Raw genomic sequence first — 15,945 nt, forward strand, 5'->3', positions numbered from 1 at the left:
CTATGTATAAGATAAACGAACTGCCAACTCCCTGTTTTGTCATTGATGAAGGCAAACTGGAAGAAAACTTAAAGCTCCTGCACCAGGTAGAAGAACGCACCGGTGCAAAAATTCTGCTGGCTCAGAAATGCTTTTCCTGCTTTTCGGAATATCCGCTGATTGGAAAATATATCAGCGGAACAACTGCCAGCGGACTCTATGAGGCGCGGCTTGGAAAGGAAGAAATGGGGCTGGAGAATCATGTGTATTCTCCGGCCTACCGCCCGCAGGATATGGAAGAGCTCGCACAGATCTGCGATCACATTATTTTCAATTCAGAAAAGCAGCTCCGAACGTACCTCCCTGTACTTAAGGCTTCCGGAACCGCAAAAGCCGGACTTCGCATCAACCCGGAATGCTCCACGCAGGAAGGCCATGCGATTTATGATCCCTGTGCGCCCGGCTCCCGCATGGGCATCCGCGCCTGCGATTTTACAGACGAACTGGCCGATCTTGTGGACGGTCTTCATTTTCATACCCTCTGTGAACAGAATTCGGATGATCTGGAAACCACACTGCGCGCCGTGGAAGAAAAATTCGGCAAGTGGCTTTTTAAAATGAACTGGCTTAACATGGGAGGCGGACATCATATCACCCGTGAGGATTACGATATCGAACGCCTGATTTCCTGTATCAACCATATGAAAGAAACGTATGGTCTTCAGATTTACCTGGAGCCCGGGGAAGCAGTTGCCTTAAACGCAGGCTACAATGTCACGGAAGTTCTCGATATTGTTGAAAATAACGGAAAAATTTTAATTCTTGACACTTCCGCTGCCTGCCATATGCCGGATGTGCTTGAGATGCCGTACCGCCCTCCGCTCAAAGGCAGCGGACTGCCCGGAGAAAAGCCTTATACCTACCGCCTTTCCTGCAATACCTGCCTGGCGGGCGACGTAATCGGCGAATATTCCTTCGATTCCCAAATCCGGATCGGTGACAGACTGTATTTTGAAGATATGGCGATTTATTCGATGGTAAAAACCAATACCTTTAACGGAATCCCACTCCCTTCCATCGCGGTGATGGACAAAGCTGGAAACTGCCGAATGATAAAGGAGTTTGGATATGAAGATTTCAAAAACCGATTGTCTTAGAACCCCAAAAGCCGATGGCTTTTACATGCCGGGCGAATTTGAGCCCCACGAAGGCACGCTGATGATCTGGCCGTGGCGTCCCGGTTCCTGGAATTACGGGGCAAAAGCGGCAAGAACGGCATTTGCAGAAATTGCAGAAGCAATTGCCGCTTATGAGCAAGTTTATCTTTTCGTCCGGCCACAGGATAAAGCATCGGCACAGGAACTGCTTTCCTCCGACCGGATTCATCTGATCGAAGCCCCGACAGAGGATGCCTGGGCAAGAGATACCGGCGCTACGTTTGTGGTCAACGATCAGGGCGGGCGAAGAGGCATTCAATGGGAATTCAACGCCTGGGGCGGTCAGTATGACGGTCTGTACTCCCACTTTGAACATGACCGTGAGGTTCCGGAACGAATCTGCAATTTTCTCGGAGATTCCTTCTATAATGCCCGCCCCTTTGTTCTGGAAGGCGGCTCCATCCATGTTGACGGGGAAGGAACCCTGCTTACGACCGAAGAATGTCTGCTGAGTCCGGGGCGCAATCCTTCTCTTACAAGAGCGGAAATTGAAGAAAAGCTGCGTCAGTATCTTTCGGTCGAGAAAATCATCTGGCTGCCTTTTGGTATTTACAACGATGAAACCAACGGCCATATCGATAATATGTGCTGCTTTGTAAAGCCCGGAGAAGTTCTTCTTGCCTGGACAGATGACGAAAACGATCCTCAGTATGCCAGAAGCAGGGCCGCTTTTGATCTTCTCTCCCATACCGTTGACGCGAAGGGCCGAAGCTTTGTGATTCACAAGCTGCCCATTCCAAAGCATCCCATCTGTATTACAGAAGAAGATCTTCTCGGCTATGATTTTGAGGATGGCGAAGATCAGCGGGAAGCCGGGGAACGCCTTGCCGCCAGCTATATCAATTTTTACCTTGCCAATCACTGTGTCCTTCTTCCCCGTTTCGGCGATGAAAACGATACCGTGGCTGCAGAAATTCTCGGAAAATGCTTTCCGGATCGACGGATCCTCCCTGTCGATGCACGCGTCATTCTGACCGGCGGAGGCAACATTCACTGTATTACCCAGCAGATTCCGGCAAAGAAAAGAGGAAACAGATTATGAGAAATATAAAAATTGCCGCACTGCAGTTTTCATGCTGCAGCCAGGTGCAGGAAAATATAGACAAAGCAGAGACCATGGTCCGTGAAGCCGCTTCCAACGGTGCCAATCTCATCCTTCTTCCTGAATTATTTGAAAGACCGTATTTTTGTCAGGAAAAGCGATACGATTATTATGATTATGCCCTGCCTTTGACAGAAAATCCCGCTGTCCGGCGTTTTCAGGCCGTTGCCGGAGAACTTGGGGTCGTGATTCCGGTCAGCTTTTATGAAAGGGATGTTCAGCGCCTGTTTAATTCCATTGCCATGATTGATGCAGACGGATCCATTCTTGGCGTTTACCGCAAGACCCATATCCCGGACGATCATTTTTATCAGGAAAAATTCTATTTCACTCCGGGAGATACGGGATTCAAAGTCTTTGAAACACGTTTTGGAACCGTCGGCGTCGGCATCTGCTGGGATCAGTGGTTTCCGGAAACAGCACGATGTATGGCTGTGCAGGGGGCTGAAATCCTGCTCTATCCTACCGCGATCGGAAGTGAGCCGATCCTGAATGTAGACAGCAGCGGGCACTGGCGGCGCGTCATGCAGGGACATGCTGCCGCAAATCTTGTTCCGGTTGCTGCTGCAAACCGGATTGGTACCGAAACCGTAACGCCCTGTGAAGAAAATGGCGGCCAGTCCTCTTCTCTTACTTTCTACGGTTCTTCCTTTATTGCCGATGCAACCGGTGAGCTTGTGGCATCTGCCGGAAGAGATACCGAGGAAATCCTGTATGCCTTCTTCGATCTGGATGCCCTGCGCGAAGAACGTTTTTCCTGGGGGCTTTTCCGTGACCGGCGGCCGGAAACTTACCGTATCATGACGAAACAGTAAAGCTCTGTCTCTTCCTGTTGTAACTCTTCCTACAGCGGTGCGCTGCATCACATATTCTAACTACAAAGGAGAACCGCTATGCAATATGGAGTTTTATGTCTGCTGCCGCCTGCGGCGATGCTGATTTTTGCATTAAAAACGAAAAAATCTTTCGAAGCTCTGATTTTCGGAACCCTGGTTGCCTATCTCATCATGTACAAAGCGGCTTTTATCGGACCCTGGTGCGATCTGCTGCTTTCGGAGATCAGCAACGCAGATAACCAGTATATTCTTCTTCTCTGCGGACTGTTCGGAGGCTTCATCTTCCTGCTCCGCGAGGCAAAAGGAACACTTGGTTTTTCCAACCTGTTAAGCCGTTTCTGTAAAAATGAACGGATCACCATGATGATGTCGGTATTTCTCGGAATCATTATTTTTGTCGATGATTATCTTAACATCATGACCGTTGGAACCTGTATGAAGGATGTCTGTGATAAACGAAAAGTCCCACGCCAGGCCCTTGCCTATATCATTGACTCAACCGGTGCACCTGTCTGTGCACTGATTCCCTTTTCCACCTGGGTAGTTTTTTATTCCGGTGTTTTTATTCAGGAACCGGACATTCTCAATATGGGCTTTTCCACCGGTATGAGTGTTTACTTAAAAGTGCTTCCTTATATGTTTTATCCGATGACTGCACTTCTGGTTGTGGTTCTGTTTGCCTGCAAACTGATGCCAAAGCTCGGAAAAATGAAAGATGCCTATACCGATCTGGAAAAGAAAGAGCAGACACCGGAGCATCCCAAAATGCACAATGCCCCTTCCGTTGACATTGCCATGGCCGGAATGAGCGTTGATTACCCGCCCGAAAATACCAATCCCGGAAATATACTGGATTTTCTGATCCCCATCGGTATTCTGATCGGTGTGACAGTAGCTACACAGGATATGATGCAGGCGATTATTCTTGCTCTTGCTTCCTGTATGATTCTTTATCTTCCGCGGAAAAAAATGACCTTTACGCGGTACGTGGAACTGTTCTTTGCCGGCTTTGCAGATATTCTTCCGGTTCTCGCCATTCTTCTTGCATCCTTTATGATCAAGACTGCCTGCGGCGAAATGGGACTCTCGGAATACGTCATCAACCTGTGTGTTCCGTATATGAATGCCAAAACACTGGCAGCTATTATTTTTGTTGTCATTGCAGTTCTAACCTTTGTCACCAGCTCTTTCTGGGGAATTGAGGCCGTAGCCGTTTCCATTGTTGTTCCGCTTGCCATCGCCCTTGATGCTAATGTACTTCTGGCGCTTGGCGCTGTCGTATCCGGCGGTGTTTTCGGAAGCCATGCATGCTTCTATTCCGACGCAACGGTTCTTTCCTCCGCGACCTGCGAGATTGACAATATGTCACATGCCGTGTCGCAGTTTCCTTACGTCCTGATCAGTGCTGCTCTCGCCGTAGCAGGATTCTTAATCTGCGGAATTTTTGCTCTTTAAAAAGCACCCTTAAAATAAAAAAAGTCTTCGACGATCGGATTTTTCCAGATTCATCGAAGGCTTTTTTTGTTTTTTTATTCTTTTACACTCAACCGCACCAGCGCACGCTGCAGCTTGGCTTCGGCAATACGGTATTCTTTGTCTGTCAGACCGCCGTTTGCCAGCGCCTGCTCGGCCCTGTGTTTGGCAGCCTCGGCGCGCTCTGCATCAATATCCTCTTCCCACTCCCAGGTTGTTGCCAGGACACGGCAGACCCCGTTCATCATGGAAAGCATTCCGCCGATGCAGGCGGCATTTCTTCTCGTTCCGTCCTCCAGCACAATATGCGCCTCGCCCATACCAAGTGCAGTGCAGTAATTGCAGTGCCCCGGCAGAATTGCCAGGTCGCCGCTGATGGTTCTGCAGACAACGCGCGCTACGTCACCCTCATAGAGAAGTCCGTCCGGCGTGCCGACACGTAAAGGAAATGTACTCATACGTCATTCCTCCTTTACTGATTCAGTGCTTTTGCTTTTTCAAATACCTCGTCGATGGTACCTGCAAACAGGAAGCAGCTCTCCGGAAGATCGTCGCACTCACCATCGAGGATCATGCGGAATCCGCGCAGGGTTTCTTTTAACGGCACGTATTTTCCTTCCATACCGGTAAACTGTTCCGCTACCGAGAAGCTCTGGGACAGGAAACGCTGTACCTTACGGGCACGGCTGACCGTCAGCTTATCCTCTTCGGACAGCTCGTCCATACCCATGATGGCGATAATGTCCTGCAGCTCTTTGTATCTCTGCAGCACCTGCTGTACGGCACGCGCTACCTCATAGTGCTCATGGCCTACGATTTCCGGTGTCAGAATACGGCTGGTAGAATCGAGCGGATCAACGGCCGGATAAATACCCTGGCTGGAAATTTCACGGGAAAGTACCGTCGTGGCATCCAGATGGGTAAATGTCGTTGCCGGAGCCGGGTCGGTCAGGTCATCGGCCGGCACATAAACAGCCTGTACCGATGTGATGGAACCCTTTCTCGTGGACGTAATACGCTCCTGCAGTGCGCCCATCTCGGTTGCCAGCGTCGGCTGGTATCCTACTGCGGACGGCATACGGCCAAGCAGAGCCGAAACCTCGGAACCTGCCTGCGTAAATCGGAAAATATTATCGATGAACAGCAGCACATCCTGATTTTTCACATCACGGAAGTATTCTGCCATGGTAAGGCCGGAAAGTCCGACACGCATACGCGCTCCCGGCGGCTCGTTCATCTGTCCATAGACCAGTGCTGTTTTATCGATAACACCGCTCTCTTTCATCTCGTTGTAAAGGTCATTTCCTTCACGGGTACGCTCTCCGACACCGGTGAAAACGGAAAGTCCGCCGTGCGCCGTTGCCACGTTGTGGATCAGCTCCATGATAAGGACTGTTTTTCCAACGCCGGCACCGCCGAACAGACCGATTTTTCCGCCCTTGGCATACGGGCAGATCAGGTCAACGACCTTGATTCCGGTTTCGAGGATTTCCGTTGCCGGAACCTGTTCCTCATAGGACGGCGGATCGCGGTGGATCGGCCATTTTTCTGCTGTTTCCGGTGCCGGCTTATTGTCTACGGTCTCACCGAGCAGGTTGAACACGCGGCCTAAGCACTCCTCTCCGACCGGAACGGCGATCGGGCCGCCCGTGTCGACTGCTTTCGTTCCGCGGACAAGTCCGTCTGTGGACTTCATGGCAATGCAGCGAACCATGTTGTCGCCCGTCTGCTGCGCCACTTCCACAACCAGCTTCTCGCCGTGGTTGTCTATCTCGATGGCATTCAGAAGTGCCGGCAGCTCTCCTTCCGGAAAACGGATGTCCAGAACAGGACCCGTTACCTGCACAACCTCGCCAATGTGTTTTTCACTCATTTAACGACTTCTCCTCACTTTTCTTGTTTCCACTCTTACACGCCTTCCGCACCGCCGACGATCTCCGTGATCTCCTGCGTAATGCTTGCCTGACGGGCACGGTTGTAATACAGATTGAGCTGTTCAATCATCTCCTCTGCATTTCCCGTTGCCGCCTCCATTGCGGTACGGCGTGCCGCAAGCTCACTTGCCACACTCTCACAGATACCGCCGTAGATCAGGCCGCCTAAGTATTCCGGCACAATCGCTTCGAATACCTCGACACCGTTTGGCTCATACAGGATCAGATTCCGGATTTTTTTCGCTTCCGGATCCTCTCCGTCCTCTTTTGCAATGTCAATCAGAGGCAGGATCGGCACGGAAACCGGCATCTGCGACAGCATCGACACGAATTTCGTATAGCAAAGCTCCACATGTCCGAAGGTCCCTTTCCGGAACTCACGGCACAGTGCGCGCGCGATCTCAAAGCTGTCTGCCACGGAAAGATTTGCGATCTCGGCAAAGCTGTCCGTCAGAATGTCCAGCTTCCGGGATTTTGCATACTCCACTGCCTTTTTGCCGACCGGAACCACACAGATCTCTTTTCCTTTGGCATCTGCCTCAAAGCATCGGAACAGATTCGCGTTGTATCCGCCCGCAAGGCCGCGGTCTCCGGCAACCAGCACGTAGCAGCATTTCTCGTTTTTTGCCTCTTTTGCATAAATGGAATAAAATTCCGTGTTTCCTTTTGCAATATCCTGCAAAGTGCGGTACAGCTCCTGAAAATACGGACGGCAGGTATCAGCCCGCTCCTTCGCTTTTCGCAGCTTGGAGGACGCTACAAGTTCCATCGCCTTGGTAATCTGCATCGTGCTTTCGACACTTTTGATCCGCAGCTTTACGGCTTTCATGTTTGCAGCCATAGGCTCCTCCTTCTTTCCTTATTTTGCAGGTCTTGTATTGATAAAGTTTTCGGTGTACGATTCGAGCGCACTTTTCAGCTTCTCTTCGGTATCTGCCTCGAGTTTTCCGGTTGCGGAAATCTCCTGCATCACGGCAGCACCCTCTGCGTCGGTATCAAGCCAGGTATACAGTCCGTCCTCATAGGCGCGGACATCCTCAGCTGCAACCTTTGACAGAATTCCTTTCGTTACCGCATAAAGAATGGCCACCTGTTTTTCTACCGGAACCGGTGCATTCTGGTTCTGTTTTAATACTTCCACGATACGCACACCCTGCTCCAGACGCGCCTTTGTATCGGCATCCAGATCGGATCCGAACTGTGCAAAACTTGCCAGCTCGCGGTACTGGGAATAGATCAGTTTCAGAGTTCCGGCTACCTTCTTCATCGCCTTAATCTGCGCATTTCCACCGACACGGGATACGGATACGCCAGGGTTTACCGCCGGCATAACGCCCGAGTGGAACAGCTCTGTCTCAAGGAAAATCTGTCCGTCTGTGATGGAGATGACGTTCGTCGGAATATAGGCGGAAATATCGCCTGCCTGGGTCTCAATGATCGGCAGGGCCGTCATGGATCCGCCGCCGTGTTCATCGTCCAGCTTTGCGGCACGCTCCAGAAGTCTGGAATGGAGATAGAAAACATCTCCCGGATAAGCCTCACGTCCCGGTGGACGGCGGATCAGCAGGGAGAGTGCACGGTATGCAACCGCGTGCTTACTTAAGTCATCATAAATAATCAGCACATCTTTTCCCTGATACATAAAGTACTCGCCCATGGCACAACCGGAATACGGTACGATATACTGCAGCGGGCTCGCTTCGGATGCCGTCGCTGCCACGACGATGGTGTACGCCATTGCGCCGTTCTTCTCAAGATTTTCTACTAAGGACGCTACTGTCGAACGTTTCTGTCCGATGGCAACGTAGATACAGATCACATCCTTGCCTTTCTGGTTCAGAATGGTATCGGTTGCGATCGTTGTCTTTCCGGTCTGACGGTCTCCGATGATCAGCTCTCGCTGACCTCTTCCGATCGGAACCATGGAATCGATCGCTTTAATACCGGTCTGCAGCGGCTGATTAACACCTTTTCTCTCACAGATGCCCGGTGCCGGGCTTTCAATCGGACGGTACTCTGCTGCCGTAATCGGGCCTGCGCCGTCGATTGGCTGGCCGAGCGCGTTGACAACGCGTCCGATCATGCCTTCTCCGACCGGAACCGAAACAACTTTTCCCGTTCTTTTTACAAGCTGTCCCTCGCTGATGTTCTCGCCGGAACCGAATAAAACGACAGATACGCTGTTTTCCTCGAGGTTCTGTGCCATTCCATAGCTTCCATCCTCAAATTCCAGCAGCTCGCCTGCCATGCAGTTCGAAAGACCGCTGGCTCTTGCGATTCCGTCTCCGACCATCAGAACGGTGCCTGTCTCATCCTGCCGGATCGCATTTTCATAATATTTGATCTGGCTGCGGATGACCTTGGATATTTCTTCTGGTTTCAGTTGCATGTTTTCCTCCTACACCACTGTATTGCTGATTCTTCTGGAAAGCTCGGCCAAACGTCCCTTTACGGTTCCGTCAAACAGCTTTCCGTCGAGTTCTACGCGGACACCCGCCAGAACGGACGGATCGGTTTTCAGTTCCATCACGACCGTTTTTCCACTCATCGTTTCCAGTTTTTTCTTCAGAAGCTCTTCCTGTTCCTTCGACAGGGATGCTGCGCTCGTCACAACTGCCTCGGCAATGTTGTGGGCTGCGTAGTATCTGCGCTGAAATGCTTCCTGGCATCCGCCGAATTCACGGAGAAGATTTTTTTCACACAGCAGTTTGATAAAATTGACCAAATACGGTTCCGCCTGGCTGCCAAATGCCGCGTCGATCAGCCCGATCCGCTCTTTTCGCGGAATCGAAGGCTCCGATAAAAGGCGCGGATACTCCGGGTTTTCCCGGAACAGAGCTCGGATCTCCTTCATCTCAGAAGGATTTCCTCTTCGAGATGCTCCTCCTGGGCCAGCTCATACAGGCTCCCACCGTATACTCTGGCAGTTTCTGTCATGATGCTTCACCTACATTCGATATAAATTCATCTATCAGCTTCTCATGGTCTTTTTCATTAATCTCACGTTCAATGACCTTTCCGGCAATATCCATGGCAATGCCGCCGATCTCGCCTTTGACTTCATTGACCGCTTTCTTTTTCTCCTGGGCAATCTCTTTTTCTGCCTTGTTTTTCAGGCAGCTGCCTGTTCGGAAGCCTCTTTTACGATTTTCTCGCTCTGCAGCGTCGCTGTCTTTCTGGCGCTTTCGAGAATCTCGTTGGCCTTTGCCTTGGCCTCCTGCATATTCTGCTCATATTCCTCTTTGATGGCGTTGGCTTCTTTTTTTGCCGCCTCTGCGTCTGTAATCTCCGCATCGGCTGCCGCACGCCGTTTTTCCAGCATCTCATTGATCGGTTTGAAAAGGAACCGTTTGATCAGATACATCTGGATGAAGAGGTTGCAGATCTGTGCGATAAAAGTCCAGGGGACAATTCCTACCAGTTCCTGAACCTGCATAGTTTCTTTCCTCCTAGCAATCATTTACTCCTTGCAACTATTTCAGGAAGTTCATGAACATTCCCGGTGCTACGAAGATCAGAAGCAGGCCGGTTACGAAACCGTAAATACCTGTGGTCTCTGCGATCGCACAGCCAAGAAGCATCGTACTTGTTACATCACCTTTGCATTCCGGCTGACGTCCGATTGCCTCAAGTGCCTTTGCTACGGCGTTACCTTCACCGATACCAGGTCCGATACCTGCGATCAGGGAGCATCCTGCGCCGATTGCGCATCCTGCGAGAGCGATACCTTTTGCTAAAATCTGAAAATCCATCTTGTTTTCCTCCTGTATTTTCTTTTTGTAAACCTCATTTTTTAATCTCTTTAGCCTTCCTCTGCTGCATTCGCAATGTACATGACAGTCAGCATACAGAAAATAAAGGCCTGCATCACGCCGGAGAACCAGTCAAAATAGACCGACAGAACAGCCGGGACACCGACGTCCAGAATCGGGATCTGTGAAAGGGTTCTTCCGAGCACGCCGGGAAGCAGTCCCAGCAGCTTTCCGCTTGCCAGTGCCAGCGATCCGTAGATCAGGGCATTGATGACAACGCCGGAAAGAATGTTTCCAAAGTGACGGCACGCCATACTGATCGGCGTTGCGAGCTCCGACAAAACGTTAAACGGTGTCATAACCGCAATCGGAGTCGTGAAGCCCTTCAGATATCCGCCAAAACCGTTGGTTTTGATCTTCTGTGTGGTGATCATGATGAAAACCACAACAGCCCAGGCCGCCTCGGTGGAAAGATCCGCTGTCGGACTTCGAAGTCCGATCAGGCTGATCAGGTTCGAGACAACGCTGGTCGCGAAAAGCGCCGACACAAAAGGAATCAGATACCGGAATTTTTCTCCCATGTTGCCGATGACGAATTTATTTGCGGTCTCCACAATCATTTCTGCCACCGCCTGGCGTTTGGAGATGTTCCGTATCTTCAAATCTCTTGTGAGCCAGATGCAAAGTCCGGTAATGAGTGCCATTACAATCCAGCTTACCACCAGCGTTTCGCTGATCTGAATTTTCCCGAACAGCGGGAAATCGATCGGGATCGTAAAAAAGACTTTTGCACCGGAGATATCAACCTCCATTCTCTTTTCTCACCTCCTCTGTATGAGATAAAATAAAAAATTTGAACCTTTTGTCAAAGCGGATCTTCACAATCCGCTTCGCTGCTTGCTCATAACCGAATCGCTGCTTCGCTGTTTCGGTTTCAAAACGCCGTCCCGTCTTTGCGGCTTTCGCCAAAGATCAGGTTCAGCGCTTTATGCTGTTTTTTATGCCCTTCAGCTTGATGGCCGTTCCCGGAATTAAAAGCGGCAGGATTCCTGCGGCAAACTGAAAGCATGGAAGCACAATCGCCAGAATTGCCCAGAGCATCTGCATCAGGTTTCTCTGCGAATAGCTTGCCTGCATCCGCCGTTTTGCTCCCGCCTCGTCTGTCTCGGACACTGCTTTTTGTACTGCCATGCCCATCAGGAAAAAGTTCAGCACCGCAACGGCACCGCCTCCGATTCCCCCGAGGATCACCCGATAGTCAAATGGGATTTTTTCCGGCCAGATCAGGTGCAGGATCAGAAACCCGACCCACATCACAACCACGCCGACAACAGTATAGATGGCAACATTTTTCGTCTCCTTTTTTACGGCCGGCTGGACCTTGTCTCCGAAATTGCTCATATCGCCTTGTTTCCTTTCTAATGGATTTTCCCCTTAAAATCAGTCTGAAATCTTTTCTCTGCCACTTGATCTTCGTCAACTGTGAAAACTTTTTCAGACACGTTCTAAATATGTCGGTTGAAAGACACCCGCTTTTTCTTCTTTTTTCCGTCCGGCTCCGTCTCGATGCGTTTCTGATGCCGCAGAACGCTCTGCCCGAATTTCCAGGCTGTCACGGCACCGCCTCCGATCCCAAAGAAAAAGCCGATCAGATAAATCCATGTTCCAACCGAAAAGCGGTCGCAAAGCCACCAGCAAAGTGCCAGACAAAGAAAAAGAGGCGTCACAAGGGACAGTCCGAATTGTGTCAACATTGTGAGATTGGTAATCATCCCCGTCCACTTCTTCATATCCTGTCCCTTTCTGCCGCCTCTTTTTGTCAGACCCTCGGATCTGTGTCTTGTTTCATTTTTTCCAAAACACACTTTCATTTTTGTAACCGCTTAGTCAGATTGTACCATAAACGTTTTCATAAGACAAATGAATTTGTATATTTTCCAAATTATTTGTTTTTATTTATATTCTTTTCATAATAATTGGAACAATTTTCTCATTTTGTCCCATTGCAAAATTGCAGCGTTCACCTCGCTTCTTATTTTTTGAAAAAAACTGCGGTTTTATTCCACACATACTGCCGTTTTTTCTTTCCAACCGGAAAGCTGATAGCTTACCTCATAGTGTCCCGGCTCCAGCAGGTATCTACCGTTTTCTTCTGATCCGAGCACTTCTGCAACCGCTTCTTTTTCACTTTTGGCAACCATTGGAAGTACGGCCTCTGCGGTACAGTCGAACGGAACATCCATGGTGATGGTCACGTGCTCTTTGTCGGAAAGCTCCCAGCGAATGCTGTACATTCCCGATGCAGAATCATATTTTGCCTCTGCATACCTCAAATCCCAGTTCAGCGTCGGTGCAAACTGTACGGTCCTGACACCCGGATGGGATTCCATCGTGTTGATGCCGGCAACGTGACGGAACATCCATTCCTGGATGGAGCCGTAAGCATAATGGTTCATACTGTTCATGCTGATGCCGGAAATCGTACCGTCCGCAAGAAGGGAATTCCAGCGTTCCCAGACGGTAGTTGCACCAAGCTTAACCTCATAAAGCCAACCCGGAAATTCCTCGTTCAGCAACAGTTCGTAGGCAAGATCATTCATGCCGTTGTCGGTGAGCACATTGTTCAGCAATGGTGTTCCGACAAATCCCGTCTTCAGTTTGTGGTTACTCTGCTCAAACAGCTTCAGAAGCTGCCGTTTTGTCAGCTCTTCGTTCTTTGACAAATGGTATTTCAGCGTCAGCAGCAGCGCCGTCTGTGTTTTGATGCAGCAGCGGCCTGTTGCGCTGTAATATTCTTCCTGTACCACAGCAAACTGCTCCTCGGACAGCTTCTGATACTTCTCCTGCTCCTCGCGGTATCCCAGCACACCGGCCGCTTTTGCCACGATTCCTGCGCTGATCGCATAATACAGGTTTGCAATAAACTCCTCGTCCGTTGCACCCATGACCTGCTCAGCGCCCTGCACCGGATTGTCAAGCGCCAGCCAGTCGCCAAAGTGGAATACATATCTCCAGCCATGGTTGTCCCCATCCACTTTCGTGATGTAGTCCACCCACGATTTCATGCTCACAAACTGATCTTCCAGAATGCTCTTGTCCCCATAAAACAGATATAGATTCCACGGAATGATACACGCCGCATCGCCCCAGACACACGCTGCATCCTCGATGCCGCACGATGGCACCACATGCGGCACCTTTCCGCCGAGCACGCTCTGCTCTTTTGCCATGTCGTACAGGTATTTTGCATAGAATGCATACGTATCTTCGAGATACATCGCCGTCGGCGAGAACACCTGCGCATCACCCGTCCATCCCATGCGCTCATCACGCTGCGGGCAGTCGGTCGGAACATCCACAAAATTGCACTTTAAGCCCCAGCGCACATTGCTGATGAGCTGATTGACCAAATCACTTCCTGTTTTCATCCAGCCTGTCGCTGTGATGTTGCTGTAATAAGAAAGACCCGTGAAATCCTCTTTTTTCAGATCCGGAATGCCTTCGATCTTCACGTAACGGTAGCCGTAGAACGTAAAATGCGGCACAAGATCCATTTCGGTTCCATCGGAAATATAGATGTATTCGGATTTTGCACTCCGCAGATTGTCATTGTAGAAATTGCCGCGCTGCAAAATCTCACCTGTCTGAACATGAATTTTGGTTCCTGCCGGCACGTTGACATGCAGCTTGAAAATTCCCGTAAACTCCTGCCCCATATCGAAGACCAGCTCGCCGGCCGGAGTATGAAGCAGTTCTTTAGGTTCAAACGTCTCATGAATCGTCACCGGAAGGCTCATGCGTTCCGTCAGTTCTCCTTTTGGTGCCTCACAAAAAACCGCCTTCTCCAATGGCAGTTCCGACAGCGTGTCGTCCCGGTGCTCACCGTCGTAAAGATTCGAGAATGCAATTTTACTGCGCCGCACCTGCCACGATTCATCCGTGCCAATCACCTCTTCCGAACCGTCCGCATACGTCAGATGCAGCTCCGCAATCAGCTTCCACTCATTGCCGTAAAATCCCTTGTCCTCAAACGCACTGAATCCAAACCGCGCCTTGTACCAGCCGTTTCCAAGCAGCACACGGAGCATTCCCTGTTTTGAAACCTCCTCTGTCACATCATACGTCTGATACTGTACCCATTCATTGTAATCATTGCTGTACGGCGTCAGGTACTCATCCCCGACACGCTTCTCATCCACATACACCTCATACAGTCCAAGTCCGCAGACATACAGCCTGGCCTTCGCTACCTCTTTTGCCGGAACAATTTCTTTTTCAAAATATGGATGACGGTTCTCCTTACTGTCACAGGAAATCCATTTTCCTGTCCATGCTTCATTCCGTTTTCCGGTCTCAAAAAACTGTACTTCACTCACCGCCGTCTCCCCGGCATCACTGCCCGCTTCCACGTTCCAGTAATACCGCGTTCTCGGCTCCAGATCCAGCTTCACCGGATAGAAAAGACTGCTCGCCTTATCATCCTCTCCGGAATCAAACAGCAGATGCTCCATCGCTGCATCCGATGCTACACGGATTCTCGCATAGCTCTGTTTTTTTCCTTCCGCGTCTTTCACTTTCCAGGAAAAGACCGTTCTCTCCATTCGGAACCCCATTGGATTTTCCAGATGATTCACCTGTGCGTGATAAATTTTCATTTCAATATCCTCCTCCATCTTATTTTTGAAAATTCCCCCATTTTTTCTCATTTTATCATGATCCCTTTCGAGAAAAAAGGTTCTGTTTTGCAGGAAAAAACATCTTTATTTGCACCATTTTCTGCCCACCAGACATCTCCCCGGATTGCCAGAAAGTATGGGACATTTTCCCTTTTTCGGGCTACACCGAAACTAATAAGAGCCTGTGCTTTCCTTTCCCCTCCGCCGCAGTGCGATCCTGCCCGGAGGGCTTTTTACTTTACAGGAAAATTCAACGAAGTTTCCTGCAAAGTAAAAAAATGCCGGATTCTTTGAACCGCCCCAAGAAATCAGATTTTTTAGATCTAACTTTTTAGGACGGTTCATCCGACATTTTTCCGGAATTTTCCGGCTCTATCTTCAGTTTCTATCTTCAGTTCAGCAATTCATCCGCCAGCGTTCTCTTCGGCACATAGTGCACATCATTTTCATCCCGGTAATAATTCGTATTCCCATCCTCCGGCACATCTACCAGATGAATCTCCTCCGCCGGTTTTCCAAACGCCACAATCAAAAGCGGCCGGATCTCCTCTGGCAGTCCAAGCACTTCCATCACCTCGCCCGCCTGAAAATTCCCGATCATGCAGCCGCCAAGACCCTGCTCCACAGCCGCAAGCAGCATCGTCTGCGCCACAATCCCGACATCCTTCTGATACCGGTTCAGATTCTCATCAATCCTCTTATCCTGGCAGATCACAACAAAACCCGTCGGCCGTTTTCCCGGATGCGGCAGTACCATATCCGGCAGCGCCCGCGCCCACTTCGTCAGCCCCTGCACCTTCTCCACTTCGTCCGGCTCCCACGCCAGAAAATACTTCAACGGCTGCTTATTCACACTCGAGGACAAAGCCGCGCGCAATCCACAAACCCTTCCAACGTCTCCCGCGAAATCCTCACCGACTCATCAAACCACGATAACTCCTGTTTTTTAATACCAGATCCTTTAACATCATTCTTC

16 protein-coding genes are annotated in these 15,945 nt (G+C 50.1%); 4 read left to right on the forward strand and 12 right to left on the reverse strand.

Annotated features, from left to right (window positions below; translation table 11 throughout):
* Window positions 1-2 precede the first annotated feature (2 nt).
* From nspC to DW965_RS10860, 4 genes are all read left to right on the forward strand, one after another.
* Window positions 3-1,136: a carboxynorspermidine decarboxylase gene (gene nspC / locus DW965_RS10845; protein WP_022462241.1), complete on the forward strand. Its 1,134-nt coding sequence runs from the start codon at window positions 3-5 to the stop codon at window positions 1,134-1,136.
* Window positions 1,108-2,238 carry an agmatine deiminase gene (gene aguA, locus DW965_RS10850; RefSeq protein ID WP_118659317.1) on the forward strand — a complete coding sequence of 377 codons (1,131 nt, stop codon included), beginning with the start codon at window positions 1,108-1,110 and terminating at the stop codon, window positions 2,236-2,238. The genes nspC and aguA overlap by 29 nt, the downstream gene beginning before the upstream one ends.
* Entirely contained in the window at window positions 2,235-3,113 is an 879-nt protein-coding gene (gene aguB / locus DW965_RS10855) for an N-carbamoylputrescine amidase (RefSeq protein WP_118659316.1), read from the forward strand. Before aguA ends, aguB begins: the two co-directional genes overlap by 4 nt.
* Window positions 3,114-3,191: 78 nt before the next feature.
* Window positions 3,192-4,589 (forward strand): Na+/H+ antiporter NhaC family protein, encoded by a 1,398-nt coding sequence (locus DW965_RS10860; protein WP_118659315.1) that lies wholly within the window; start codon window positions 3,192-3,194, stop codon window positions 4,587-4,589.
* 74 nt (window positions 4,590-4,663) lie between these two features.
* Here DW965_RS10860 and atpC read toward each other — a convergent pair whose 3' ends face one another.
* The 12 genes from atpC to DW965_RS10920 all read right to left on the reverse strand — a co-directional run bounded on the left by atpC (window position 4,664) and on the right by DW965_RS10920 (window position 15,846).
* Window positions 4,664-5,065: an ATP synthase F1 subunit epsilon gene (gene atpC, locus DW965_RS10865; protein WP_022462237.1), complete on the reverse strand. Its 402-nt coding sequence runs from the start codon at window positions 5,063-5,065 to the stop codon at window positions 4,664-4,666.
* Window positions 5,066-5,079: 14 nt separating this feature from the next.
* Window positions 5,080-6,480, reverse strand: coding sequence for a F0F1 ATP synthase subunit beta (gene atpD / locus DW965_RS10870; RefSeq protein WP_022462236.1), 1,401 nt, complete (start codon window positions 6,478-6,480; stop codon window positions 5,080-5,082).
* 35 nt (window positions 6,481-6,515) lie between these two features.
* Window positions 6,516-7,382, reverse strand: coding sequence for an ATP synthase F1 subunit gamma (gene atpG, locus DW965_RS10875; protein WP_055220552.1), 867 nt, complete (start codon window positions 7,380-7,382; stop codon window positions 6,516-6,518).
* Between the two features lie 18 nt (window positions 7,383-7,400).
* Window positions 7,401-8,930, reverse strand: a complete 1,530-nt coding sequence (gene atpA / locus DW965_RS10880) for a F0F1 ATP synthase subunit alpha (protein ID WP_055220549.1) — start codon at window positions 8,928-8,930, stop codon at window positions 7,401-7,403.
* 9 nt (window positions 8,931-8,939) lie between these two features.
* Window positions 8,940-9,395 carry an ATP synthase F1 subunit delta gene (gene atpH / locus DW965_RS10885; protein ID WP_330421126.1) on the reverse strand — a complete coding sequence of 152 codons (456 nt, stop codon included), beginning with the start codon at window positions 9,393-9,395 and terminating at the stop codon, window positions 8,940-8,942.
* A gap of 258 nt (window positions 9,396-9,653) precedes the next feature.
* Window positions 9,654-9,977, reverse strand: coding sequence for an ATP synthase F0 subunit B (locus DW965_RS20010; RefSeq protein WP_243036614.1), 324 nt, complete (start codon window positions 9,975-9,977; stop codon window positions 9,654-9,656).
* Between the two features lie 37 nt (window positions 9,978-10,014).
* Window positions 10,015-10,293 carry an ATP synthase F0 subunit C gene (gene atpE / locus DW965_RS10895; protein ID WP_022462449.1) on the reverse strand — a complete coding sequence of 93 codons (279 nt, stop codon included), beginning with the start codon at window positions 10,291-10,293 and terminating at the stop codon, window positions 10,015-10,017.
* Between the two features lie 50 nt (window positions 10,294-10,343).
* Window positions 10,344-11,105 (reverse strand): F0F1 ATP synthase subunit A, encoded by a 762-nt coding sequence (locus tag DW965_RS10900; protein WP_022462450.1) that lies wholly within the window; start codon window positions 11,103-11,105, stop codon window positions 10,344-10,346.
* 166 nt (window positions 11,106-11,271) lie between these two features.
* The gene (locus DW965_RS10905) at window positions 11,272-11,694 is read right to left on the reverse strand and encodes a hypothetical protein (RefSeq protein ID WP_055227959.1); all 423 of its coding nucleotides are present in this window, start codon (window positions 11,692-11,694) and stop codon (window positions 11,272-11,274) included.
* A 104-nt stretch (window positions 11,695-11,798) separates the two neighbouring features.
* Complete coding sequence (locus DW965_RS10910) at window positions 11,799-12,083, reverse strand: AtpZ/AtpI family protein (protein ID WP_055220696.1); 285 nt, start codon at window positions 12,081-12,083, stop codon at window positions 11,799-11,801.
* Between the two features lie 267 nt (window positions 12,084-12,350).
* On the reverse strand, window positions 12,351-14,948 hold the full coding sequence (locus tag DW965_RS10915) for an alpha-L-rhamnosidase (protein ID WP_117760916.1): 2,598 nt from the start codon (window positions 14,946-14,948) through the stop codon (window positions 12,351-12,353).
* Between the two features lie 412 nt (window positions 14,949-15,360).
* Window positions 15,361-15,846: a nitroreductase family protein gene (locus tag DW965_RS10920; protein WP_243036615.1), complete on the reverse strand. Its 486-nt coding sequence runs from the start codon at window positions 15,844-15,846 to the stop codon at window positions 15,361-15,363.
* Between the last annotated feature and the right edge of the window lie 99 nt (window positions 15,847-15,945).

It is taken from the genome of Blautia sp. AM47-4 (genome assembly GCF_003479865.1).
In the GTDB taxonomy this organism is placed as follows: Bacteria; Bacillota; Clostridia; order Lachnospirales; family Lachnospiraceae; genus Fusicatenibacter; species Fusicatenibacter saccharivorans.

Excerpts from the sequence above, each read along its gene's own strand:
- nspC (WP_022462241.1), top strand. The coding sequence starts at position 3 with ATGTATAAGATAAACGAACTGCCAACTCCCTGTTTTGTCATTGATGAA.
- aguB (WP_118659316.1), top strand. The coding sequence starts at position 2,235 with ATGAGAAATATAAAAATTGCCGCACTGCAGTTTTCATGCTGCAGCCAG.
- DW965_RS10900 (WP_022462450.1), bottom strand. The coding sequence starts at position 11,105 with ATGGAGGTTGATATCTCCGGTGCAAAAGTCTTTTTTACGATCCCGATC.
- DW965_RS20010 (WP_243036614.1), bottom strand. The coding sequence starts at position 9,977 with ATGCAGGTTCAGGAACTGGTAGGAATTGTCCCCTGGACTTTTATCGCA.
- DW965_RS10860 (WP_118659315.1), top strand. The coding sequence starts at position 3,192 with ATGCAATATGGAGTTTTATGTCTGCTGCCGCCTGCGGCGATGCTGATT.
- atpH (WP_330421126.1), bottom strand. The coding sequence starts at position 9,395 with ATGAAGGAGATCCGAGCTCTGTTCCGGGAAAACCCGGAGTATCCGCGC.
- atpD (WP_022462236.1), bottom strand. The coding sequence starts at position 6,480 with ATGAGTGAAAAACACATTGGCGAGGTTGTGCAGGTAACGGGTCCTGTT.
- atpC (WP_022462237.1), bottom strand. The coding sequence starts at position 5,065 with ATGAGTACATTTCCTTTACGTGTCGGCACGCCGGACGGACTTCTCTAT.
- atpE (WP_022462449.1), bottom strand. The coding sequence starts at position 10,293 with ATGGATTTTCAGATTTTAGCAAAAGGTATCGCTCTCGCAGGATGCGCA.
- DW965_RS10915 (WP_117760916.1), bottom strand. The coding sequence starts at position 14,948 with ATGAAAATTTATCACGCACAGGTGAATCATCTGGAAAATCCAATGGGG.
- atpG (WP_055220552.1), bottom strand. The coding sequence starts at position 7,382 with ATGGCTGCAAACATGAAAGCCGTAAAGCTGCGGATCAAAAGTGTCGAA.
- DW965_RS10910 (WP_055220696.1), bottom strand. The coding sequence starts at position 12,083 with ATGAAGAAGTGGACGGGGATGATTACCAATCTCACAATGTTGACACAA.
- atpA (WP_055220549.1), bottom strand. The coding sequence starts at position 8,930 with ATGCAACTGAAACCAGAAGAAATATCCAAGGTCATCCGCAGCCAGATC.
- DW965_RS10905 (WP_055227959.1), bottom strand. The coding sequence starts at position 11,694 with ATGAGCAATTTCGGAGACAAGGTCCAGCCGGCCGTAAAAAAGGAGACG.
- aguA (WP_118659317.1), top strand. The coding sequence starts at position 1,108 with ATGAAGATTTCAAAAACCGATTGTCTTAGAACCCCAAAAGCCGATGGC.